Genomic DNA, 22,215 nt, shown 5'->3' on the forward strand with positions numbered 1-22,215 from the left:
GGCATCGGGCCCCCGGCGGCCCGGCCCGCGCGGTCAGGAGCGTGGTCGCGGGTCAGCTCGGGGGTTCCTCCGTGGCCGCGCGCCGGTGCTCGTGGGCCTCGGCGAGCAGGAGGTAGGCGGCGGCGGTCCAGGTGTAGGCGCGGTCGCGCAGGCCCGCACCGGTGAGTGCGTCGAAGTTCTCCGCGAACCCGTGGGTCTCGCACAGGGCGCGGAAGCGGGCGCTGACGTCGTCGGCGAGACGGACGTGTCCGGCGCGGCGCAGGCCGTCCTCGACGAGGACCGTGGCGGGAGCCCAGATGGGGCCGCGCCAGTAGCCGTCGGCCCGGTAGTGCGAGGAGCCTGGCAGCTCGGTGGCCAGTCCGTACGGCGTCAGGTGCGCCTCGATCCGGGCGGCGAGGGTCTTGGCGACCTCCTCGGGCAGGTGCTCGCCGAGGACGATCGGCATCAGGTCGAGGAGGCTGTCGCCGGCCCAGGTGTTCCCCGTAGCGGCGCCACGGGCCACGAACGACTCCCCGGTCCACAGCTCGGTGAGCATCGCGTCCTGCGTCGCACCGGCCGCGCGCCGCCAGGACAGGGCCTCGTCCTCCGCGCCCAACTCGTCTGCGAGGCAGGCCAGTTCGTGCAGTTGGAGGATGAGGAACGCGGCCAGGTCGGCGGTGACGACGAGACGCTCGTGGTCGAAGGTGGTGGCGTTGTCCCAGCCGCTGTCGTTGCCGTGCTGGTAGTGCGGCAGGGCGGCGCCAGGGGTGCGTCGGGCGGTGAGCCAGAAGTCCGTCCAGCGGCTGAGCCGGCCGTAGGTCTCGGTCAGTTCGGCGTGGGTGGGCGGGGTGGGGAGGCGTCGTCGCAGCAGGCCGAGGGTCCAGCCGTGGACGGGGGGCTTGACGAAGTTGTGGAGGACCTCGGAGTGGGTGACCGAGTCGGGAAGGGCGCCGGTCTCGTCCTGGTGGTCGAAGGGGAGCGCGAACTGGTCCCAGGCGAGGCCGGGGTCCCCGGGTGCCAGGGCGAGAGCGTTGAAGCAGTGGTCCCAGCTCCAGACCTTGTCCATCCAGTGCTTGGACATGAGCACCGCGGGCCGGGTGACGAACCCGGCGGCGTCGACCGTCGCCGACCACAGGACGTAGGCGGCGAGTTCGGCGGCCGGTGTGGCGGGTGAACGCCAGGGAGCGACGGCGTCGGCGAAGGCGGTGAAGGCGCGCTCCGCGGCCGTGACGATCTCCTCGAATGTCGCCGAGGACGTGTAGGGCCGGCGGGCGCTGTCGAGTTCCTCGACGGCGATCTCCCAGGACGCGCCGGGTTCCGCGGTGACGGTGATCCCGCGCTCGGCACTGCCCAGGGCCTGGTCGCCGGACTCCCCGCCGACCGTGCCCGCCAGCCGGGTGACGCGGTAGCGGCGTCCCGTCTCGTACGAGGTGAACACGTGCGACCCGTCCACCGGGTCGCGGAAGAAGTACGTGCCGGTGAAGGGCGTCAGGGTGCGGGCGGCCGCGGTGAGGCGCAGGCCCATCCCCTCACCCCGCACGCGGACGGTGCGCGGCGACGCGTAGGCGAGGCGGATGCGTCCGTGCGCGCCGGCCCAGCCGAGGACGGCGGGGGTCGCCTCGACGCGGGTGGCGGCCCGCTCCCCCGTCGCCGCGTCGAGGGCGGTGAGGCGCAGCACCGGGTGCATGCCGCTCTGGTGGGACACCAGATGGAGGTCCTCGGCGTACGTGTGCTGGCCCAGCACCGGGGACAGGTCGAACCAGGATCCCCGGGTGCTGAACGGGATGTCGCGCAGGGAGAAGGCCGGGCCGGTCGGGGCGGCGGTCATGTGCGGCTACTCGTTTCTCTCGTGCGGGTGGGCGGGTTCGCCGGGGAGGGCGCGCTCAGTCCTTCACGGCTCCCGCGGTCACGCCGGCGGCGACGTAGCGCTGGGCGAGGACGAGGATCACCGCGGCGGGCAGCGAGGCCACGACGGCGGTGGCCATGATGGCGTTCCACTCCTGGTTGTTGTTGCCGATGTAGTGGTAGATGCCGAGGGTGATCGGCTCGTGCGCGCCGCCGCCGGCGAGGGTGCTCGCGAAGACGAAGTCGGACCATGACCACAGGAACGCGAACAGGGACACCGTGACGACGGCGTTGCGGCTCGTGGGCAGGACGACGGACCAGAAGGTGCGCAGGACCCCGGCGCCGTCGACCGTGGCGGCCTGGAGGAGTTCTCCGGGGATGCCGGACATGAACGCGGTGAAGATCAGCACCGCGAAGGGGACGGCCAGGGTGGAGTCGGCGACGATCAGGCCGGGTACGGACTGCAGCAGTCCCAGGCTGAGGTAGACGGCGTAGAAGCCCATCGCCATGATGATGCCGGGGATCATCTGTGCCACGAGGAGGAGGAAGCCGAGCAGGCCGCCGCCGCGTGGGCGCAGCTTCGCCAGCGCGTAGCCGGCCGGTGCGGCCACCGCCACGGTCAGCACGACCGTGCCCAGCGCGACAACCAGGCTGGTGGCGAGGTAGGGCAGTTGCTGGTCGAGGACCGCCCGGTAGCCGGCCAGGGTGCCGTGCACGGGAAAGAGGTGGGGCGGACTCCTGCGCATGTCCTGGTCGCGGGTGAAGGACACGTTCAGCATCCAGTAGACCGGGAAGAGCATGACCGCGGTCAGGACCACTGCGAGTGCGGTCTTCCAGCCGGTGCGGCCGCCCGGGTTCAGGGAGTTCATGACAGTGCCTGCTTTCGCTGGACCCGCAGATACACCAGGCCGAAGACCAGGGCGGCGACGACGAGCAGGTTGCCGACGGCCGCGCCGAGGCCGAAGGCGGGCAGCAGGTTGCCGAAGCCGAGTCGGTAGGACCAGGTGGCGAAGGTGGTGGACGAGTCGGCGGGGCCGCCCTTGGTCATGATCCAGATGATGTCGAAGACCTTGAGCGTGTAGACCAGGCCCAGCAGCAGGGTGATGGCGGAGACCGGGCGCAGCAGCGGGAAGGTGACGCGCCGGAAGCGCTGCCAGGCGTTCGCCCCGTCGAGGGCGGCCGCCTCGTGGAGGCTCGCCGGGACGGACTGCAGACCGCTGTACAGCACCACCAGGTTGAACGGGACGCCGATCCAGATGTTCGCGATGATCACCGAGGCCAGTGACCAGGAAGGCGAGGTCAGCCAGTTCACCGGACCGATGCCGACGGCGTGCAGGACCGCGTTGACGATGCCGGACTCGCTGTTGAGCATCCACGACCAGGTGGACGCGGACACGATCAGTGGCAGCAGCCACGGCACCAGGAACAGGGCCCGCAGGGTGGCCGAGAGCCGGAAGTGCTGGTCGAAGAAGACCGCGAGGGCCAGACCGAGGGCGTACTGGAAGACCAGGCAGACGGCGGTGAACACCGCGGTGTGCAGCAGGGCCGGGGCGAAGGTCGGATCGTCGAGGACCTTGCGGTAGTTGGCGAGGCCGGTGAAGGGCGCGTCGCCCTGGACGAAGGAGCGGACGGTGTAGTCGCGCAGGCTCAGGTCGAGGTTGCGGTAGAGCGGATAGGCGTAGAAGAGGACCAGGTAGAGCGTGACGGGCGTGAGGAAGGCCCAGGCTGCCCACTGCGGGGAGCGGGCGCGAGGCCGTGTCCCGCCGCGGCCCACAGGCGGGTCCGCGGGGGCCGCCCCGGCCCGGTCGGGCACGGGCCGGCGGTCCGTCGGATGCGTCGTGCGGTTCATCAACGTCCTTTGCGTGTACGTCAGTTCACGGCATTCTGCGCGGCGGTGAGCGCGTCCTTGGGCGACTGTGAACCGCTCAGCGCGGTCTGGACGGCCTTCCACATCTGCTCGGAGATCCTGGGGTACTTGGTGCCGAGGTCGTCGCTGGTGCGCCCCTTGGCCGCCCTGACCGCCTTCACCCAGGGACCCAGCTCGGCGTCGGCCGCGACCTGCTTGTCCTGGACGGCACCGGTGGGTGCGACGTAGGACAGGGTGGTGTCGGTGGCGTAGAGGTTCGCGGCGCTGGTCAGGCAGGACACCAGCTTCTGCGAGGTGGCGTAGCGGGCGGTGTTCTTCTGCACGGGGAGGGTGACGAACTCGCCGCCGGTCGGGGCCGCGGCGCTCCCCCCGTCGACGCCCGGGACGGGCAGCACGCCGTAGTCGAAGCCCGCCTTGCCGGCGTTGGCGAGCTGCCAGGTGCCGTTCTCGGCGAAGGCGTAGTCACCGCTCGCGAACTCCTGCCAGCTGGTGGTCTGCGTGTTGTTGATGACCGAGTTGGGCGCGTAGCCCTTCTTCAGCCAGCCGGTCCACAGGGACAGCGCCGACACGCCCTGGGAGGAGTCGAGTTGGGTCAGTTTCGCGCCCGATCCCCAGAACCAGGGCAGGAACTGGAAACTGCCCTCCTCCGTGCCGATCGCCGAGAAGGTGATGCCCTTCTTGCCGGACGCCCTGACCTTCGCCAGCGCCGCGGTCAGCGACGCCCAGTCCTTCACCGACGTGGCGTCCACGCCGGCGGCCTTCAGGACGGCCTTGTTGTAGTAGAGGGCCAGCGTGTTGGCGCCGATGGGAGTTCCGTACGCCTTCCCGCCCGAGGTGCCGGCCGCGAGCAGGTTGGGGTCGACGTCGGAGGTGTCGACCTTGTTGTCAGCGGTCGAGGTGAGAACCCCCGCCTCGGCGAGCGTCGACACGACGGGGTTGTCGACGATGAGCACGTCCGCGGAGTTGCCCTGCTGGGCGGCCAGCAGGGCCTTGTTCGTCAGATCGCCGGTGTCGAACGCGGTGCGCTCGACCTTGACGCCGGCCTTGCCGCCGCATGTGTCGAGCAGCTTCACCCACGCGGAGTCCTTGGCGAACTGCGGGTAGGGGTCCCAGACGGTGTAGGTGCCGCTGTCGCCGTCCTGCGCGGAGGTGCTGCCGCCGGACGAGCAGGCGGTGGTGCCGGTGGCGACGGCGAGGGCGGCGAGGGCGGCGGCGGTGATGCGCAGCCCGGTGGTTCCGGTCATGGTGTGGTCCTCGGTGGTCTCGTGCGCGGGCATGCCGAATGTGCGGCTCGCGGGGCCGTCGGGAAGACGCGGCGCGGCCGGTTGAGGGACAGCTGGGGAGAGGACGGTGGGTCGGGCGCCTGCTTCCCCTGAGGAGAGGGCAGGGGCCGGGGTCGGTCAGGCGGTCGTGCTGGAGCCCGCTTCTCCGGTGGGGTGGGCGGGGCCCGTGCTGGCGCGGAGGGAGATCGGCGGGGCGAGCAGGTGGTGCCGGGGCGGCGCGTCGGGGTGGTCGAGTCGCTCGACGAGGAGTTCGACGGCGAGGCGGCCCATCCGCTCCGCCGGCACGTCGGCGGCGGTGAGCTGCGGGGTCACCGTCTCCGCCCACCGTCCGGCCACGACGCCGGTGACGGAGAAGTCGCGCGGGACATGGCGGCCCGCCGCGGAGAGCCCGCGGTAGAGCCCGCCCAGCGCGGCTTCGTTGAGGGTGACGAGTGCGGTGGTGGCCGGGTCGTCGTGCAGGATCTGCTCCAGGCACGCCTGCCCCGACGCGGGGTCGTCTCCGCAGCAGTACGTGGTGACGGTCAGTCCGCGCTCCGCCGCCGCCTTGGTGAAGCCGTCCAGCCCCCGGTGGGCCGACTCGTAGCCGGCGCGCACCAGGCGTTCGGGCCTGTTGACGAAGGCGATCCTGCGGTGGCCCAGGTCGGCGAGGTGGTGCACGCACGCGGCCGCCAGCGCGGTGTGGTCCAGGCCGACCCACCACTCGCCCTCGGCGCGCGCGGTGCGGCCGATGCAGACGGCGGGGAAGCCGGCCTGCCCGAGGTGGTCGACACGGTCGTCCTCGAGCCGGATCTCCATCAGGATGGCGCCGTCGACCCGGCGCTCGGCCAGCAGCCGCTGGAAGGAGCGGTCGCTGTCCACTCCGCTCGGCGACAGCAGGACGTCGTAGTCGTAGGCGGCCGCCGCCTCCACCACGCTGCCGATGAAGTCCAGTTGCATACCGGTGTAGTGGTTGCCGGCCGGCGGGAAGACCAGGCCGATGGTGCTGGTGCGGCCGTTGGCCAGGGCGCGGGCGCTGGCGTTGGGGCGGTAGCCCAGCTCGTCGATGACCCGCTGGATCTTCTGCCGGGTGTCGTCCGACACCGAGCGCTTGCCGCTCAGCGCGTACGACACGGTGCTCCGCGAGACACCGGCCCGCCGGGCGATCTCACCGATGTTCACGAGGCTCCTTCGTCGGACCGGCGGGGACTGCCGCCCGGCACAGGCGGTGGCCGTTCATGGCCGTCGGGTGGGTGGGAGGAACGGGAGGGGCGCACCGATCGTCGAACCGGTTCGCGTGAGGGGAAGGTAGGAGCCCGCCGACGCGCCTGTCAATGCCCCGGACACGGTTCGTGGGACCGGGATTCCACTCGCACCGGGGGCCGCCTGGGGCGAAGAGTCGTGGATGCCTGGCTGTGTCACGGGTATTGCTGGCCCGTTTCCCGTAGTGCTAGCTTCCGCCGCAGCGAACCGGTTCGATGAACGACGCGGTTCTTGTCCGTCAGCTCCTCACCGACATCCTTTCCTCCAGGTGACCGCCAGGAGAGACCACGGCAAGCAGGCGAACCGGTTCGACGGGATCGACGGCACGGCGCCCGCCACTCACCGCTCGACACCGCCGCAGTCCTCGTGCACCACCCCCAGGCCCCACGACACCTCGCATCCGCTCCTCCCCGGGCCGTCACCCGCCCGGGGCCACCCCCGTACGACTGGAAGAGAGCCCATGCACCTGCCCTCACCACACCCGTCGTCCACCGCCACCGGTCACCGGCGGCGCCGCTTCGCGTCCACCGTCGCCGTGCTCCTGGCCTGCCTGGCGGCGAGCCTGCTGCCGGCCACCGCGTCGCACGCGGCCGACACCGGCGTCACCGTGGACTTCTCCACCGCCGGCGGCGCCCCCACCTACCACGCGTCCGGCATGATCTACGGGATGACGCCGGACGGCTCACTCCCGCAGGACCACTTCCTCACGGACATCAAGTGGCACTTCATGCGGGCCGGCGGTGCCCAGCTCAACAACGGGGGCTACGCCACCAGCCTCGCCGACTACCGGACCCGCTGGAACTCCACCCTCGCCCAGTACCGGCGCACCGCGGCCCTCGGCGGCACCTTCGTCCTGCTGCCGCACGACCTGTGGGGCGCCGACGGCACCACCACGCAGGGCTGGCCCGGCGACAACGGTGACTGGACGCAGTTCGACTCCTTCGTCACCCAGCTCATCGGCGACGTACGCGCCAACGACATGACCGTCCAGTGGGACCTGTGGAACGAACCCGACGGCAGCGGCTTCTGGAAACCGTCCCAGGCGCAGTACCTCCAGATGTGGTCGCGCTTCTACGCCCGTGTCCGCGCCGCCTTCCCCGACCAGCTGATCGTCGGCCCCAGCATCGCCGGCCAGCCCAACGCCGCCAACACCTGGTGGACGACCTACCTGTCGTACGTCAAGGCGAACAACGTCGCCCCCGACATCTACAGCTGGCACGACGAGCCGGGCGACCCGGTCGTGGACGCCGGCCGCGCCGACTCGACCCTCGCCGCGGCCGGCCTGACCCGCACGCGCGCCTACCAGATCAACGAGTACGCCACTGCCTCCATGCAGTCGCCGGGCGGCGGCGCCTGGTTCATCGGCCGCCTGGAGCGCGCCGGCGCCGACGGTCTGCGGGGCAACTGGGCCTCCGGCACCGGCCTGCACGACAACGAGGCCAACCTGCTCACCAGGAACAGCGCCGGAAAGTACCTGCCGCTCGGCGAGTGGTTCATGTACCGCTACTACGGCTCGCAGACGGGCAACATCGTCAACCTCGTCCCCGGCACGGGCACCGACGGCCTGGCGACGAAGGACAACACCGCCAAGAACGCCAAGGTACTGCTCGGCAGCAACGGCAACACCGGCACGGTCACCGTCCACCTCACCGGTCTCGACACCACCGCGGTGGTGGAGGGCGGCAAGGTCCGCGCGGTGGTTCAGCGCGTCCCCTACGACAACGGCCGCGCGGTGACCGGCCCGGAGACGGTCTCCGACTCCGCCCTGACCGTCAGCGGCAACGCCGCCTCGCTGACACTCCCGTGGACCAACGCCAAGGACGGCTACACCGTCACCCTCCTGCCGCCGTCGAACACCACCGTCTCCACCGTCGCCGTCAGCCAGAACAGCGGGCAGTGCCTGGACGACACGGACCTCAGCACGGCCAACGGCACGCAGTACCAGCAGTACTACTGCGAGGGCGGCCGCCAGCAGATGCTCGACCTCAAGCCGGTCACGGGCCGGACGAACACCTACACCGTCGTCGATGAGCTCAGCGGCAAGTGCCTGGACGTCTCGGGCGCCTCGGTGGCCGACGGAGCCGCCGTCGACCAGTACACCTGCAACGGCCACACCAACCAGATGTTCACCCTCACCCCCGTCACCGCGCTCGGCAACAGCCACGACCGCCAACTCGTCGCCGTGCACAGCGGCAAGTGCGTCGACGTCTCCGACGTCTCCCTCCAGCCGCGGGCGCTGATCCACCAGTGGACCTGCGACTTGGCGAGCGTGCTCACCACCAAGAAGAACCAGATCTGGCGGTTGCAGGGCACAGCCTGAACCACCCCGCCGGGCTCCCCGCTTCCCGCCCCGAACGGACGAGGGGAGCCCGGCGCACACGTCCCCGCCACCGGTGAACCTCGGGAGGCGGGGAAGAATCCCTCCCCCTCACAACTCCGGCCAGGTGTGCCACGCTGGAGATCATGACGAGCGACCCGCACCCGAACGAGCCGGGTGATCTCCTCAAGGCCCGCCGTGCGGGGAGCTGACTCCCGACCAGGACGCGCCCACTGGAGAAACATCTGTGGCCACCACACCGGACAGGCCGGCGTCAGCGCCGACCGCGACCGATGCCGACCCCCTGACCCCGCCCACCGCGCGCCGCACGGTCATGACGCGCGGCCTGACCTTCCTGTTCGCCGTGGCGGGCGGCGCCGCCGTCGGGAACCTGTACTGGGCGCAGCCGCTGCTCGACTTCATCGCCCGGGACCTGCACGCCTCCACCGCCGCCGCGGGATGGCTCGTCACAGCCACCCAACTCGGCTACGCGGTGGGCATCCTGCTCATCGTGCCGCTCGGTGACGTACGCGACCGGCGCGCACTCATTCCGCTGATGCTGCTGGGCTCGGCCGTCGCTCTGCTGTTGTGCGCGCTGGCGCCGTCGTTCGGGATCCTGCTGGTCACCCTCACCGTGCTGGGCGCGACGACCGTCTCCGGGCAGCTCCTCGCTCCGCTCGCCGGCGACCTGGCCGACGACGACAACCGCGGCAGCGTGGTCGGGACCGTGGTGTCCGGCATCCTCACCGGCATCCTGGTGTCCCGGACCATCAGCGGCCTGATCGCCGGCGCCGCCGGGTGGCGCACCCTCTACGTGGTGGCGGCCGCAGCCGCGGTCCTGTTCGCGGCGCTGCTGTACCGGGCGATCCCCACCCTCCCCCCGAAGGCCCGCATGCCCTACCGGGCCCTCATCGCCTCCGTCGGGACGGTCGTGCGGCGCGAACGCACCGTGCGCTGGACCCTGGTGCTCGGAGCCACGGCGTTCGGCGCCTTCACGATGTTCTGGACGGCGCTGACCTTCCTCCTCAGCGCCCCGCCCTTCAGCTACTCGGTGACCGAGATCGGGCTCTTCGGGCTCGCGGGCGTGGCGGGTGCCCTCGCCGCCCAGCGGGCCGGCCGCCTGCACGACCGTGGACTGTCCCTGCCCGCGACGGGAATCGCCTGGGCGCTGGCGCTGGCGGCGTTCGTCCTGGCCGCGTTCGCCGGCCAGTCCGTGGTGCTCGTCGTGGTCGTGATCATCCTGATCGACATCGCCGTCCAGGGTGTCAACCTGCTCAACCAGGCGCGGATGTTCGCCGTGTCCGGTGAGGCGCGCAGCAGGCTCAACACGGCGTTCGTCACCGGCAACTTCCTTGGCGGCGCGGCGGGTTCGGCCGCCGCCTCGCTGCTGTGGACGGCGGGCGGCTGGACGGCCGTGATGATCGCCGGCATGGTCCTCAGCGGCTTCGGCCTCCTGGTGTGGGCGCTCGGGCGACGGGGACCGCTGGTCGTCCCGCGCCCGGAATGACCGGGCCGAAGCGATCCGCCCGACCTTCCGGGCCGGCAGAGCAGGGCTGGTCCGCGCCGGCGGCGCCTGACCCGGCCGCGCCGGACGCCGGTTCACCGCGAACTCCGTTGCCGCCTGGGGAAGTCGGCACCTCACGCCGTACGGCTGCCGCCCCGTCCACGGAGCAGGGGCACAAGGAAAGGCAAGAAGGTCACGCTCTCCTTGCCACATCCAACATATAGCGCACCGGGGGTCTTGCCACAAGGCCCCCGGTCTGCCGCAGAATCTCCCGTCGACACCGCATCCTGCGGAAAACAGGGGTTCGCGCAGACCATCCATGTCTGTCATCTTCTGGGTGTCTCGCTCCAAGGGGGATCAATGATCGACGTCATCGTGGTCGGCGGCGGACCGACCGGACTGATGCTTGCCGCCGAGCTGCGGCTGAACGGCGTGAACGTGCTCGTGCTGGAGAAGGAGACCGAGCCGACCACGCAGGTCCGCGCGCTCGGTCTCCACGTGCGCAGCATCGAGGTGATGGACCAGCGCGGCCTGCTGGAGCGGTTCCTCGCACGGGGCCGGCGGTACCCGCTCCGCAGTACCTTCGCCGGCATCGTCAAGCCGGCTCCGGAACGGATGGACTCCGCCCACGCGTACCTCCTCGGCATCCCGCAGACCGCCGTCGAGCACCTGCTGACCGAGCACGCCACCGAGCTCGGCGCCGGCCTCCGGCGCGGTCGCGCGCTGGTCGGGCTGAGCCAGGACGAGGAAGGGGTGGACGCCGAACTGCAAGACGGCACCCGGCTGCGCGCCCGCCACCTCGTGGGCTGCGACGGCGGCCGCAGCGCGGTCCGCAAGCTGCTCGGCGTCGGTTTCCCCGGTGAGGCCGCCCGGGCCGAGTGGCTGCTGGGCGAGGCGGAGGTGAGTGTCACGCCGGAGAGGATGCAGGCCGTGGCTGCCCGACTCCCCACGATCGACCTGCGGTTCGGCCCCGCACCGCACGAGGACGGGGTGTACCGCTTCGTGGTGCGCACCCCGGATCTCGCCCAGGACCGCTCGACCGCGCCGACCCTGGAGGAGTTCACCCGACGGGTGCGGGAGCTCGCCGGCACCGACCTCGGCGTGCACTCGCCGCGCTTCCTCTCCCGCTTCGGTGACGCCACCCGGCTGGCCGAGCGCTACCGGGTGGGCCGGGTGCTGCTGGCCGGCGACGCGGCGCACGTCCACCCGCCGCTGGGCGGGCAGGGCCTCAACCTCGGTGTGCAGGACGCGTTCAACCTCGGCTGGAAACTCGCCGCCGAGGTGGGCGGCCGGGCCCCGGAGGGACTGCTCGACAGCTACGAGACCGAACGGCGTCCGGTGGCCGCCGCCGTCCTGGACTCCACCCGCGCGCAGGGCGAACTGCTGTCCGAGGAGCCCGGCCCCAGGGCCGTGCGCCGCATCCTGTCGGAGCTGATGGACTTCGAGGAGGTCACCCGCCATCTGATCGAGAAGGTCACCGCGATCGGGGTCCGCTACGACTTCGGCGAGGGGCACGAGTTGCTCGGCCGGCGACTGCGGGACGTGGCAATGAAGCGGGGCCGCCTCTACGGTCTGATGCACGCCGGCCGCGGACTGCTGCTCGACCAGACCGGCCGGCTCTCGGTGGCGGGCTGGGCGGACCGGGTCGACCACGTCGTCGACGTCAGCGAGGAACTCGATCCGCCCGCGCTACTGCTGCGCCCGGACGGTCACGTGGCGTGGGTCGGCGAGGATCAGCGGGACCTGCTCGACCGGCTGCCCCGGTGGTTCGGCCCCGCCACCGGCTGAGCGCCCGATCACGCGGCGGCGGGGGCCCGGATCGCAGGTGCGCGGGGGTTCCTTTCCGGTGACCCTGAGAACAGTCTTTCCGGTGACCCCGGAACAGGTCTCCGAACGGCGTCCGGGGACACCCGCACGCCCTGCCCCTGCCGCCCGCGAGCACACCTGGGACCACTCGATGAGCCACCGCCCCGAACCCACCACGAGCCACGGCGCCACGATCCTCGCCGACCCGCTGCTCAACAAGGGCACCGCCTTCAGCCGGCGTGAGCGCGCCGAGCTCGGTCTGGACGGGCTGCTGCCGCCCGCCGTGGAGAGTCTGGACGAGCAGGTGGCCCGCGCCTACGAGGCGTTCCACGGCTACGACAAGCCGCTCAACCAGCACATCTACCTGCGCCAGTTGCAGGACACCAACGAGGTCCTCTTCTACCGCCTGGTGACCCGGCATCTGGAGGAACTGCTTCCCGTGGTCTACACCCCCACGGTAGGAGAGGCCTGCCGGCGTTTCAGCGAGATCTACCGGCGGCCCCGCGGGCTGTTCCTGACCTGGGAGGACCGGCACCGCTTCGATGAGATCCTGCGCAACCGCCCGCACCGGGACGGCCACGTCGACGTCCTCGTCGTCACCGACGGACAGCGCATCCTCGGCCTCGGCGACCAGGGCGTCGGCGGCATGGGCATCCCCATCGGCAAGCTCAGCCTCTACACCGCGATCGGCGGCATCCGTCCGGCCCGCACCCTGCCCGTACTGCTCGACGTGGGCACCGACAACGAGGAACTGCTCGGCAATCCGCGCTACCTCGGCCGGCGCGAACACCGGCTGACCGGCGCGCAGTACGACGAGATGGTGGAGGCGTTCGTCTCCGCGGTGGAGAGCGAACTGCCCGGGACGCTGCTGCAGTGGGAGGACTTCGCCACCGTCCACGCCCGCCCCATCCTCACCCGCTACCGGGACCGGCTGCTCACCTTCAACGACGACATCCAGGGAACGGCGGCCGTCGCGCTCGGCGCCCTGTCCACCGCCGCCGACGTGGCCGGCACCCCTCTGACGAAACAACGTCTGGTGTTCCTCGGCGCGGGCTCGGCCGCCATCGGGGTCGCCGACATGATCCGCACCGCCATGGTCGAGGAAGGACTGCCGGAGGCGGAGGCCGCGGCCCGCTTCTGGATCGTCGACGTCGACGGTCTGCTGACGCGCTCCCGCACCGACCTCACGGACGAACAGCGGGTCTACGCCCGCGAGGACGAGGAGAGCGCCGACTGGGACGGCAGGGGGCTGGCCGAGGTGGTGCGCCGCGTGGAGCCGACCGCCCTCGTCGGCCTGTCGACGGCCCGGGGCGCGTTCACCGAGGAGATCGTCCGGCAGATGGCCTCCAGCTGCGAACGGCCCGTCGTCTTCCCGCTCTCCAACCCGACCTCGCACGCCGAGGCCGACCCCGCGGACCTCGTCCGCTGGACCTCGGGACGGGCGCTGATCGCCACCGGCTCGCCGTTCCCGCCGGTCACCGTGGACGGGCGGGAGGTGCCGGTGGCCCAGGCCAACAACGTGTACGTCTTCCCGGCCATGGGGCTCGCCGTGACGGCGAGCCGGGCCACCCGGGTCACCGACCGCATGCTGGTCGCCGCCGCCCGGGCCGTCGCCCGGTGCGCGGTCCGGGCGGCGAGCGGGCACGCGGGGCCCGTACCGCTGCTGCCCCCGCTGAGCGGGATGCGGGAGGCCGCCCGGGAGATCGCGCTGGCCGCCGCACTCGTGGCCGTCGAGGAGGAGGTCGCGCCGAAGGCGACGGAGAGCGAGCTGCGCGACAGCGTCGCCGCGACGCAGTGGACGCCGCTGTACGAGACCTGAGCCGGCGCGGAACGCCGCCGGCCGCCCGGGATCACGGCGAGGCGGCACCGGGCCCGGACACGTGGACGGGGACGAGGTCGGCCAGGCCGGAGAACTTCAGGACGGGCTCCAGCACGGGGCCGGCGATGAGTTCGATGCGGTCGGCCTGGGCGAACAGGACGGCGAGGCCGGCGCTGTCGAGGTAGTCGACGCCGGTGAGGTCGACTACCACCCTGCCGGTGATGCCGGTGAGGGCGTCGGCGAGGGCCTCGGTGTTGCTCATGTCGATCTCACCCGCGGCGGTCAACAGCTGCTTGCCGTCGGACCGTCGGCCGGGAGTGAGCGTGAGGGGAGTCGTCATCGGGTGATCCTCGTGAGCATGGCGACGGTGGTGCCGGCCGGGCCGGGCGTGACGGTGACCTGCTGCATCATGGCGCGCATGAGGGCGAGCCCCCGGCCGCGATGGGTGTCGGCCCCGGGCTTCGGGGTCTTCCAGCGGCCCGTGTCGGTGACGGTCAGCCGCAGGTTGTCGACGAAGGCCTCGGCCCGCAGGTGGATGGTGTCGCCGGGGGCGTGCCGGTGACCGTGCTCGATGGCGTTGGCGCAGGCCTCCCCCGCGGCGACCAGGACGTTCTGGACGGTGCGCGGGGGCAGGCCGCACTGGTCGAGCCAGCTGCGCAGGTTCTTGCGGACGGGGGCGAGCTGCGACGACTCGGCCGCGAAACTGATCCCCAGGGGCGCCGGGTACCGGTAGAGGAGGAAGGCGACGTCGTCGTCGTAGCCGTCGGCCGGTGCCAGTCGGTTCATGAGGTCGGTGGCGAGTTCGTCGAGGGGGGTGTCACGGCCGGCCACGACGGCTCCGCTCGCCTGCTCGATGCCGGTGTACAGGGGCTGGCGGCGGCGTTCGACGAGACCGTCGGTGTAGAGCAGGAGCGTGGCGCGGGCGGGTACGGCGCACTTGCCCTGGGGGCGGTCCCTGCCGGGGCGCACGGCCAGAGGCAGGGAGCGGCCGTCCTCCAGCAGTTGGGTGGTGCCGTCGGGGTGGGTGAGGATGCCGGGCGGATGTCCGGCGCTGGAGTAGGCCAGATGACCGGTGGTGGGGTCGAGGACGCCGCAGAAGACGGTGGTGCACAGGGCACCGGGGACCCCGGCGGCGAAGTGGTCCAGGGCCATGAGCGTACGGGCGGGGTCGGCGTCCTGGAGGAGCAGTGCGCGGCAGGCGCTGCGCAGTTGGCCCATGACGGTGGCGGCCTTCAGGCCGCGCCCGACGCAGTCGCCGACGACGATGCCGATCCGGCCGTCGGGCAGGGTGACGATGTCGTACCAGTCACCGCCGACCTCCAGCGGCTGGGTGGCGGGTTCGTAGCGGACGGCGAAGCCCTCGGGCAGCAGCGACGGGCCGAGGATGGCGCGTTGCAGGGCGAGGGCGGTCTGGCGCTGCTGGTCGATCTGGTGGGTGCGGGTCAGCCCTTGGGCGAGATGTCCCGCCAGCAGGGACAGCAGGAGGTTGTCCTCACTGGTGAAGGGCCGCCTGCCGCCCAGTTCGATCCGCAGGGCCAGCGGGCCCCCGGGGTGTTCCAGCAGGATGCCCGCCCCGCCGGGGTCGGCGACGGGGGTGAGGGTGGGCCGCCGCCGCAGGCCGTCCAGGGCCCGGCGCCGCTCGTCGGAGAGGTTGTCCCAGGTCAGCGACGGGTCGGTGGCGGTGACCCCGGGATCGCTTCCCGGCTCGAAGACCGCGGCCACCACGCAGTCGGCGCGCCAGAGGTCCTTCAGCTCGCGCAGGGCGCCCAAGAGGGCGTCGGGCAGGCTGGCGGCCTGGGACAGCCGGGTGCTCAGCGCGGCGAGGGCGATGTCCCGCTGCAGGGCGTAGTGCTCCGCGGTGACGTCACGGAACGTTCCCACGATCATGCGCCGGCCGGAGTCCGGGTCCCGGGCGTGGTTGAAGGTGGCGGTCACCCACAGGCGGTGCCCGTCGCGGTGGGTGACGGGGATGGTGTAATTGCCCTGGTTGGCGCCGAGCAGCGTGCCGAAGGCGTCGGCGGCCTGCCGGTGCGCGTCGGGATCCGTCGCCGCGTCCGGCCACCAGGGGTGGGTCGCGGTGTAGGGGAGATTTTCGGGGCCGTAGCCGAGGATGTCGGTGAACGCGGCGTTGATCTCGATGACGGCGCCGGTCTCGTCGCAGACGAAGAAGGCTTCCTGGAGGGAGTCCACCAGGGCGGTGCGCCAGCGGATGTGATGGGTGCGCAGGCGGGCCAGTTCGAGGTTGGCCCGCACCCGGGCGAGCAGGTCGGCCGCGGCGAAGGGTTTGACGAGGTAGTCGTCGGCGCCGGCCTCCAGTCCCTCGATGGACGCCTCCTGGCCTGCCCGGGCGGACAGGAGCAGGACGGGCAGGGCCCCGGTGCGCGGGTCGGACCGCAGGGCCGCGACCAGGGCCAGACCGTCCATGCGGGGCATCATGACGTCGCTGACGACGAGGTCGGGCGCCTGGGCGCGGACGAAGTCCAGGGCCTGCCGGCCGTCGGTGACGGCGTCGACGTGGTATCCGGCGCCGCGCAGGATGCGGGCGAGGTACTCACGCATGTCGGCGTTGTCGTCGGCGATCAGCAGTCGTGCCGCGGTGGCCGGAGGGGCCGGCCGGGCGGCGCTGTCCTGGTCCGCGGTGTCGACGCGCCCGCCGGACGTCTCGGCCGTGTGGTCGTCGGGCAGCCATTGCATCGCCTCCTGCACGTAGGGGGCGGCGGCGGTGGCGGTGGCGCTCCGGCCGCCGGCGGGCGCGACGGCGTCGGCCGGCAGGTGGGCGGTGCCGTACGGCAGCCGGATGGTGAACCGGGTGCCGTGGCCCTCGACGCTGTCGGCGGTGATGGTGCCGCCGTGCAGGCCGACGAGCTCCTTGACCAGAGCGAGACCGATGCCGCTGCCCTCGTGGGAGCGGGCGCGGGCGCCGGTGATGCGGTGGAACCGTTCGAACAGGCGCGGCATCTCCTGGGCGGGGACGCCGATGCCGGTGTCGGTGACGGTGACCACCGCCTGGCCGCGCTCCTCGCCCACGGTGACGCCGATCTCACCCTCGAAGGTGAACTTCAGGGCGTTGCTGAGCAGGTTGAGGATCACCTTCTCCCACATGCCGCGGTCGACGTACACCGGGGCGCGCAGCGGCCGGCAGTCGACGGCGAAGGAGAGACCCGCCCGGTCGACGGCGGAGCGGAAGACGCTGGCGAGTTCGGCGGTGGCCGCGTCGAGGTCGACGGGCTCGTAGCTGGCCTGCATCCGGCCGGCCTCGATGCGGGAGAAGTCCAGCAGGGTGTTGACCAGCTTCCCCAGCCTCAGCGCGTTGTGATGGATGACCTCCAGTTCCTCGCGGACCTGGTCGTCGGCGTCGGTGAAGCGGGCGCGCAGTTCCTGCACCGGCCCGCTGATCAGGGTCAGGGGGGTGCGGAACTCGTGGCTGATGTTGGAGAAGAAGAGGGTTTTGGCGCGGTCCAGCTCGGCCAGTTCCTCCGCACGCCGCTGCTGGTGCTGGTAGCTGCGGGCGCTGGCGATGCCGGAGGCGACATGCCCGGCGGCGAGGTCGACGAACCCTCGGTAGCCCTCGTCCAGGGCCCGGTAGCGGTTCAGCCCGGCCACCATGAACCCGTAGGGCGTGTCTCCCTGTTGGAGCAGCGGCACGGCCAGTGCCCGCGTGGGCGGCCGGGGCCAGTCCCCGCAGGGCAGATCCGCGAAGGCCGGCCCGTCGAGTTCGACCAGGGCGGATTCGCCGCGGGCCAGGGCCCCGGCCGGCCACACGAGGTCGTCGCCGCCGGTGGGCAGCGTCCGGGGGGCGGCCGGGTGTCCGGCCGGGATGCCGGTGGCACCGGCCAGCCGGGCGCTGCCGTCGTCCTGGAGGAGGTAGGTCAGCGTGAACGGCAGGTCCTTGAGGTTGCCGCCGAGCTGGCGGTCGGCGAAGGCCAGCATCTCCTGCTCGGTGCGCACCACGCTGGGGTCCGAGCCCAGGTCGCGCAGGGTGGCCATGCGCCGCTCGCCGATGACCCGCTCGGTCTCCTCGCTGACCACGCACAGCATGCCCACGACCGTGCCGTCGTCGTCGCGCAGCGGGCTGTAGGAGAACGTGTGGTACGACTCCTCGGTGTAGCCGGAGCGTTCCAGGAACAGCAGCAGCGCCTCGTCCCAGGTCGCCTTCCCGGTGGCCAGCACCCGGTCGATGCGGGGCCCGATGTCCTGCCAGATCTCGGCCCACACCTCGCCGGCCGGCCGGCCCAGCGCCCACGGGTACTTGCGGCCCAGGGTGTCGCGGCGGTAGGCGTCGTTGCAGAAGAACGTCAGCTCGTCGCCCCACGCCATCCACATCGAGAACTTCGACGACAGCAGGATGCTGACCGCCGTCCGCAGACTCTGCGGCCAGCCACCGGGCGCGCCGAGCGGGGTGGACGCCCAGTCGACCACGGCCAGGTCGCGGCCCACCGCGTCGTCGGCGGCGAACACGTCGACGCCCGTGGCGCCGGGCGGCTCGTGCTCGGGGTGGTCGGAACGCGACACTGGAAGCCCTTTCTGCCTCACTGTCATGACGTACGGCGGGCCTCGCCGCTGGTGGGGCGGCCCGGCCCAGACCACATGTCCGGGATCTCCGTACAATAATCAGCCAGCTGGAACACAGGCGCGGGACTGCGCCGGGAGACACGGCGGGAGACGGGGATGACGGTGACACGCGGCGCCTTCCGCCTCCCGACGCGACCCGGCCGCGGCCCACTGTGCGCCCGGTCCGAGCCGGCGTCCGGTGCCGTGGAACGGACGGGACCGGAAAGCGGGCAGACGAACCACACATCGTGGGCGGATTTCCCGCCTGACTGGGCACCGGTACAAGCGACGACATGGCCGTACACCTCCCGTCCGCCCTCGACAGCCCCACGACTCCCCCCACACAGGAGAAACCGGTGACCGACCGTACTCTGACCGTCACATGTCACACGCACCCCACGGGCGCCACCGTTCTGTCCGCCACCGGTGAACTCGACTACCACACCGCTCCCCAGCTGACGCACGCGATCCAGGACGCGCCGTTCGCCGCGGACCGTCCCGTGGTCATGGACCTGACCGGTCTCACGTACTGCGACTCGACCGGCATCACCGTCCTGATCCACGCCTACCAGCGCGCCCAGACCGCCGGCTGCCCGCTGTCCGTGGCCGGGCTGAACGAGGACCTGCTCCGCGTGTTCCGCATCGTCGGCCTCGACCAGGTCTTCACCTTCCACCCCACCGTCGACACGGCCCTGAACGCGCCGCAGATCTGAGCAGGGGGCGGGCGGCCGCCCGCGGTGGGGCCGGCCCGTGCCGACGTGTCCGCGCACGGCGTCAGACCAGGCCGGTGACGGTCACGGAGACCCGGGCAGGCGTCTCCTGCGCCGGGACCAGTGCCGTCATACGGGCCTCGACGGCACGGCGAGCGGCCCGGGCGACATCCACCGCGCGGGCGTGCCGCAACGCCACGAGGCGGACGTCGACGTCCCAGGGTTCGGCGCCACTGGGGCGGATCACCCGCACCCCGGCCCGGGCGAGGGGCGCGGCCGGTTGCGGCGTCCGGGAGGCCGCCGAGTGCAGCAGTCCGGTGAGCGCCGGTTTGAGGAAGGCCACCCCCGGCACTTCCCGCACCGCCCGGGCGATCTCCTCGGTGAGAGCGGCGAGCGCGAGGTCCTGGGTCATCGGGGACGGCCTTCCTGGCTGTCGGCGGGAGGGTCGACGAGGTCGGTGACCCGGATGTGGATCGCCGCCACGGGCATGCCCAGCTCGCGTTCCGCGGCCTCCGCCACCCGTCGGCGCACCTGGTCGGCGAGGTCCTGGAGGTCGGCGCCGACGGGGGCGTGGACATCGAGGCAGACCTCGTCCCCGGCGCCGACGGCGGGGGCGGGGACCAGGCGGCAGGAGCCGGCCCGGGCTCCGGGCACCGTCTCGGCCGCCGCGCGCAGGGTGCGGGCGGCGACCGCCTCCATGATCCACAGGTCTTCGCCGGGGTCGCCCAGGGGCAGGGGTCTGCCGGGGCGCAGTTCGAGGCGGACCACGTCCATGACGCGCCGGGTCAGCGAGGTCACGTCGTCGCCGCTCGCGTCCCCGCCGTCGTCGCGGAGACCCCGTACGGCGGTTTCCAGCTGTTCGAGGTCGCGCACGGCCTGCCGGCAGTGCGGGCACCGGTGTACGTGCGGATCGTCGGCCTGCTGCTCCCAGCCGTCCCAGACCTGGGCCAGCAAGCGCCCGCAGGCCAGCTGTTCGTGCCCGTCGGCGCGGTCGGGCGGATTGGTGTGAGCGCTCATCGCCAGGCCCCCAGTGCTTGTGTCAGACAGCGTCGGGCGCGGAACACCCGGGCACGGACAGCCTCCTGGCTGATGCCGACCGCTTCCGCGATGAATTCGTAGGACCTGCCGTCCAGTTCTCGCAGCACCCAGCAGGCGCGTTGTTCCGCCGACAACAGGTCGAGGGCGTCCCGCAGTTCACGCACGGCGTCGCGGGCCTCCGCGATCCGGGCCGGTGAACTGGCGTACTCGGGCGCCGGAATGTCACCCGCCGACTCCAGGGGCGCCACGGGTCTGCGGGCGCGGAGCATGTTCAGGCAGCGGTTGGTGACGATGCGGTACATCCAGGTGCCGAAGGCCGCGCGGCCGCGGAACTCGGGCAGTCGGCGCCAGGCGCTGAGGAACGCGTCCTGCACGGCGTCCTCCGCTTCGGGCCGGGTGCCGAGCAGGCGCACCGCCAGCCGGAGGAGCACCGGCGCGTGGCGCCGCACCAGGGTGGCGAAGGCGTCCTCGTCCCCTTCGGCGGCCCGGACCGCGAGCAGGGCGTCGTCCGTCTCCTGCCCGCCCTCCGGCGGCGCGGTCGGTCTGCGGGCCCCCGGCACTGGGCGGCTCCTCTCCTGGTCTCCTGAAGGTTGGACAACTCCCGCCTCTTCCCGTTACGGACTACTTCGCGCGGCGGGCTCCCACGGATGCGCGGCCCGGCACACTGGCGGGAAACGACCGCACGGCACAGCGCGTCACTCCCCGGTGAACCTGCCCCTGACCGGGCCGGCACGCGCCGCTGCGGGGACACGCGTCACCCGATCGGGCGGTGGACCGATCCGGCCGGCCCGCGGAGCCGGATCCCCCCCGTGGCCGACGACGAGCACGACACCCGGCCTCTCCGCAGGTGGACCCGGACGACCCTGGGCGCGCTCAGCGGCGCACTGGCAGGTTGCACGGCGCTCGCCCTGGCCGGACTCGTGTCGGCCGCGGTGCGTCCGCAGGCCGGCCCGGTGGTGGCGGTGGGAGGCGCGGCGATCGATCGCACGCCGGCCGCCGTGAAGGACTGGGCGATCCGGTCGGGCGTCGCTGGACGCAGCACCGGGGGATCGGCAAGGTCGAGATCCGTGTCGACGACGGCCCCTGGCAGGAGGCCCGGCCGGCGGCGGAGGACACGCGCGACACCTGGCGCCAGTGGTCCTTCGCCTGGCAGGGGGCCAAGGGTGGCCACACCCTGACCGTGCGCGCCACCGACGGCACCGGAGAGGTGCAGACCGCGCAGCGGGCCGGCACCCTTCCCGACGGCGCCACCGGCCGGCACTCGGTCGTCGTGAGCGTCGAACGACCCGGCGCCTCCCCCGCGCGCGACGTGTGTCCGGCGGGGGTCGCGCGAGAAGTTTCCGGACCCGGCGTCACAGGCACGGCCGGGACGGGTCTGTCGTAGTGAGAGCGAATCACCGGCGAGCAGAAGGGGATGTGCCATGACCACACCTACCGCAACCACCGCCAAGGACCTGTCCGGCCGGCGGACGGACGGGACGACGCAGGCGACGACCGCCGTGTCCGGCGGGGTGTCAGGAGCCGGTCAGCCGGCGGCGAACCGGGGCCGGACCTCGATAGCCGACGTCGTCGTGGTGAAGGTCGCGGGGATCGCCGCCCGGGAGATCCCGGGTGTCCACGACATGGGCGGCGGACTCTCCCGCACCATCGGCGCCGTGCGCGACCGTGTGCCCGGCGGCAGGTCCAACATGGGACGCGGGGTGAAGGTCGAGGTCGGCGAGCGCCAGACCGCCGTCGACCTCGACCTGGTCGTCGAGTACGGCGTCCCGATCACGGACGTCGCCCGCGACGTGCGGGAGAACGTCATCTCCGCGGTGGAACGCATCACCGGCCTGGAGGTGGTCGAGGTGAACGTGACCATCAACGACGTGCACCTGCCGGAGGACGACGAGGAGCCGCAGGGCGCCGACTCCCGCGTCGAGTGAGCGGTCTACCGGGGTGCGGGACCGGCAGTCGCGGAGTTGGAGAGCAAAGGAGAGGACAGTGAGCAGGTCGACGGCGGGGATGTTCGCCGGAATCGCGCTGGCCTTCGCCGGCTTCTTCGGAGGCTTCGGGGCGTTCCTGCTCGTCGCAGCCCTGGGCGCCCTGGGTGGGGCGGTGGGCCACTGGCTCGACGGCGGCGGCCGGGCCCAGGACCTGCGGGACGCCTACGAACGGAGCAGGCGATGACGACGGCCGCACAGCGCGGCACGACGACGGTGTGACAAGGCCGTTCGGAAGACAGCCGGCCGTGCGGCCGCCGAAGGGCTGCCGGGCG

General features: G+C 72.3%; 17 protein-coding genes and 1 pseudogene. 8 read left to right on the top strand and 10 right to left on the bottom strand.

Annotated features, from left to right (window positions below; all coding sequences use genetic code 11):
- Positions 1-52 precede the first annotated feature (52 nt).
- From ABZT03_RS08475 to ABZT03_RS08495, 5 genes are all read right to left on the bottom strand, one after another.
- A complete protein-coding gene (locus tag ABZT03_RS08475) occupies positions 53-1,807 on the bottom strand; it encodes a trehalase family glycosidase (protein ID WP_356035309.1) in 1,755 nt (584 codons plus the stop codon).
- Between the two features lie 55 nt (positions 1,808-1,862).
- Positions 1,863-2,693: a carbohydrate ABC transporter permease gene (locus ABZT03_RS08480; RefSeq protein WP_356035311.1), complete on the bottom strand. Its 831-nt coding sequence runs from the start codon at positions 2,691-2,693 to the stop codon at positions 1,863-1,865.
- Positions 2,690-3,673 carry a sugar ABC transporter permease gene (locus tag ABZT03_RS08485; protein ID WP_356035314.1) on the bottom strand — a complete coding sequence of 328 codons (984 nt, stop codon included), beginning with the start codon at positions 3,671-3,673 and terminating at the stop codon, positions 2,690-2,692. The genes ABZT03_RS08480 and ABZT03_RS08485 overlap by 4 nt, the downstream gene beginning before the upstream one ends.
- A 20-nt stretch (positions 3,674-3,693) precedes the next feature.
- A complete protein-coding gene (locus ABZT03_RS08490; RefSeq protein WP_356035580.1) occupies positions 3,694-4,935 on the bottom strand; it encodes an extracellular solute-binding protein in 1,242 nt (413 codons plus the stop codon).
- Between the two features lie 156 nt (positions 4,936-5,091).
- Positions 5,092-6,132: a LacI family DNA-binding transcriptional regulator gene (locus ABZT03_RS08495; protein WP_356035317.1), complete on the bottom strand. Its 1,041-nt coding sequence runs from the start codon at positions 6,130-6,132 to the stop codon at positions 5,092-5,094.
- Between the two features lie 349 nt (positions 6,133-6,481).
- Between ABZT03_RS08495 and ABZT03_RS08500 the strand changes: the two genes are divergently transcribed.
- From ABZT03_RS08500 to ABZT03_RS08515, 4 genes are all read left to right on the top strand, one after another.
- The gene (locus tag ABZT03_RS08500) at positions 6,482-8,533 is read left to right on the top strand and encodes an RICIN domain-containing protein (RefSeq protein WP_356035319.1); all 2,052 of its coding nucleotides are present in this window, start codon (positions 6,482-6,484) and stop codon (positions 8,531-8,533) included.
- A 244-nt stretch (positions 8,534-8,777) separates the two neighbouring features.
- Positions 8,778-10,037: an MFS transporter gene (locus ABZT03_RS08505; RefSeq protein ID WP_356035321.1), complete on the top strand. Its 1,260-nt coding sequence runs from the start codon at positions 8,778-8,780 to the stop codon at positions 10,035-10,037.
- Positions 10,038-10,394: 357 nt separating this feature from the next.
- Positions 10,395-11,822: a rifampin monooxygenase gene (gene rox / locus ABZT03_RS08510; RefSeq protein WP_356035324.1), complete on the top strand. Its 1,428-nt coding sequence runs from the start codon at positions 10,395-10,397 to the stop codon at positions 11,820-11,822.
- A gap of 169 nt (positions 11,823-11,991) precedes the next feature.
- Positions 11,992-13,659 (top strand): NAD-dependent malic enzyme, encoded by a 1,668-nt coding sequence (locus ABZT03_RS08515; protein ID WP_356035582.1) that lies wholly within the window; start codon positions 11,992-11,994, stop codon positions 13,657-13,659.
- Positions 13,660-13,690: 31 nt separating this feature from the next.
- Here the strand turns inward: ABZT03_RS08515 and ABZT03_RS08520 are convergent, their stop codons facing one another.
- Positions 13,691-13,999, bottom strand: coding sequence for an STAS domain-containing protein (locus ABZT03_RS08520; protein ID WP_356035327.1), 309 nt, complete (start codon positions 13,997-13,999; stop codon positions 13,691-13,693).
- On the bottom strand, positions 13,996-17,982 hold the full coding sequence (locus ABZT03_RS08525; RefSeq protein ID WP_356035585.1) for a SpoIIE family protein phosphatase: 3,987 nt from the start codon (positions 17,980-17,982) through the stop codon (positions 13,996-13,998). Before ABZT03_RS08525 ends, ABZT03_RS08520 begins: the two co-directional genes overlap by 4 nt.
- A 584-nt stretch (positions 17,983-18,566) precedes the next feature.
- Between ABZT03_RS08525 and ABZT03_RS08530 the strand changes: the two genes are divergently transcribed.
- Entirely contained in the window at positions 18,567-18,923 is a 357-nt protein-coding gene (locus ABZT03_RS08530; protein ID WP_356035329.1) for an STAS domain-containing protein, read from the top strand.
- A gap of 61 nt (positions 18,924-18,984) precedes the next feature.
- On the opposite strand, the gene ABZT03_RS08535 is transcribed toward ABZT03_RS08530, so the two are convergent.
- From ABZT03_RS08535 to ABZT03_RS08545, 3 genes are read right to left on the bottom strand one after another with little or no spacing between them, the layout of a single operon-like run.
- Entirely contained in the window at positions 18,985-19,332 is a 348-nt protein-coding gene (locus ABZT03_RS08535; RefSeq protein ID WP_356035332.1) for a hypothetical protein, read from the bottom strand.
- Positions 19,329-19,937 carry an Asp23/Gls24 family envelope stress response protein gene (locus ABZT03_RS08540; RefSeq protein WP_356035334.1) on the bottom strand — a complete coding sequence of 203 codons (609 nt, stop codon included), beginning with the start codon at positions 19,935-19,937 and terminating at the stop codon, positions 19,329-19,331. The genes ABZT03_RS08535 and ABZT03_RS08540 overlap by 4 nt, the downstream gene beginning before the upstream one ends.
- Positions 19,934-20,518, bottom strand: a complete 585-nt coding sequence (locus ABZT03_RS08545) for a sigma-70 family RNA polymerase sigma factor (protein WP_356035337.1) — start codon at positions 20,516-20,518, stop codon at positions 19,934-19,936. The genes ABZT03_RS08540 and ABZT03_RS08545 overlap by 4 nt, the downstream gene beginning before the upstream one ends.
- 476 nt (positions 20,519-20,994) lie before the next feature.
- On the opposite strand from ABZT03_RS08545, the pseudogene ABZT03_RS08550 reads away from it, so the two are divergent.
- From ABZT03_RS08550 to ABZT03_RS08560, 3 genes and pseudogenes are all read left to right on the top strand, one after another.
- Positions 20,995-21,240: pseudogene (locus ABZT03_RS08550) on the top strand (molybdopterin-binding oxidoreductase); the annotation flags it as partial.
- 139 nt (positions 21,241-21,379) lie between these two features.
- Positions 21,380-21,883: an Asp23/Gls24 family envelope stress response protein gene (locus tag ABZT03_RS08555; protein WP_356035340.1), complete on the top strand. Its 504-nt coding sequence runs from the start codon at positions 21,380-21,382 to the stop codon at positions 21,881-21,883.
- A 58-nt stretch (positions 21,884-21,941) separates the two neighbouring features.
- Positions 21,942-22,127 carry a hypothetical protein gene (locus ABZT03_RS08560; protein WP_356035593.1) on the top strand — a complete coding sequence of 62 codons (186 nt, stop codon included), beginning with the start codon at positions 21,942-21,944 and terminating at the stop codon, positions 22,125-22,127.
- Positions 22,128-22,215 lie beyond the last annotated feature (88 nt).

Source organism: Streptomyces sp. NPDC005574 (assembly GCF_040605435.1).
Classification (GTDB): domain Bacteria; phylum Actinomycetota; class Actinomycetes; order Streptomycetales; family Streptomycetaceae; genus Streptomyces.

Bases quoted from the DNA above. Each gene is read 5' to 3' on its own strand.
- ABZT03_RS08475 (WP_356035309.1), bottom strand. From the start codon at position 1,807: ATGACCGCCGCCCCGACCGGCCCGGCCTTCTCCCTGCGCGACATCCCG.
- ABZT03_RS08480 (WP_356035311.1), bottom strand. From the start codon at position 2,693: ATGAACTCCCTGAACCCGGGCGGCCGCACCGGCTGGAAGACCGCACTC.
- ABZT03_RS08485 (WP_356035314.1), bottom strand. From the start codon at position 3,673: ATGAACCGCACGACGCATCCGACGGACCGCCGGCCCGTGCCCGACCGG.
- ABZT03_RS08490 (WP_356035580.1), bottom strand. From the start codon at position 4,935: ATGACCGGAACCACCGGGCTGCGCATCACCGCCGCCGCCCTCGCCGCC.
- rox (WP_356035324.1), top strand. From the start codon at position 10,395: ATGATCGACGTCATCGTGGTCGGCGGCGGACCGACCGGACTGATGCTT.
- ABZT03_RS08515 (WP_356035582.1), top strand. From the start codon at position 11,992: ATGAGCCACCGCCCCGAACCCACCACGAGCCACGGCGCCACGATCCTC.
- ABZT03_RS08520 (WP_356035327.1), bottom strand. From the start codon at position 13,999: ATGACGACTCCCCTCACGCTCACTCCCGGCCGACGGTCCGACGGCAAG.
- ABZT03_RS08525 (WP_356035585.1), bottom strand. From the start codon at position 17,982: ATGTGGATGGCGTGGGGCGACGAGCTGACGTTCTTCTGCAACGACGCC.
- ABZT03_RS08535 (WP_356035332.1), bottom strand. From the start codon at position 19,332: ATGACCCAGGACCTCGCGCTCGCCGCTCTCACCGAGGAGATCGCCCGG.
- ABZT03_RS08540 (WP_356035334.1), bottom strand. From the start codon at position 19,937: ATGAGCGCTCACACCAATCCGCCCGACCGCGCCGACGGGCACGAACAG.
- ABZT03_RS08555 (WP_356035340.1), top strand. From the start codon at position 21,380: ATGACCACACCTACCGCAACCACCGCCAAGGACCTGTCCGGCCGGCGG.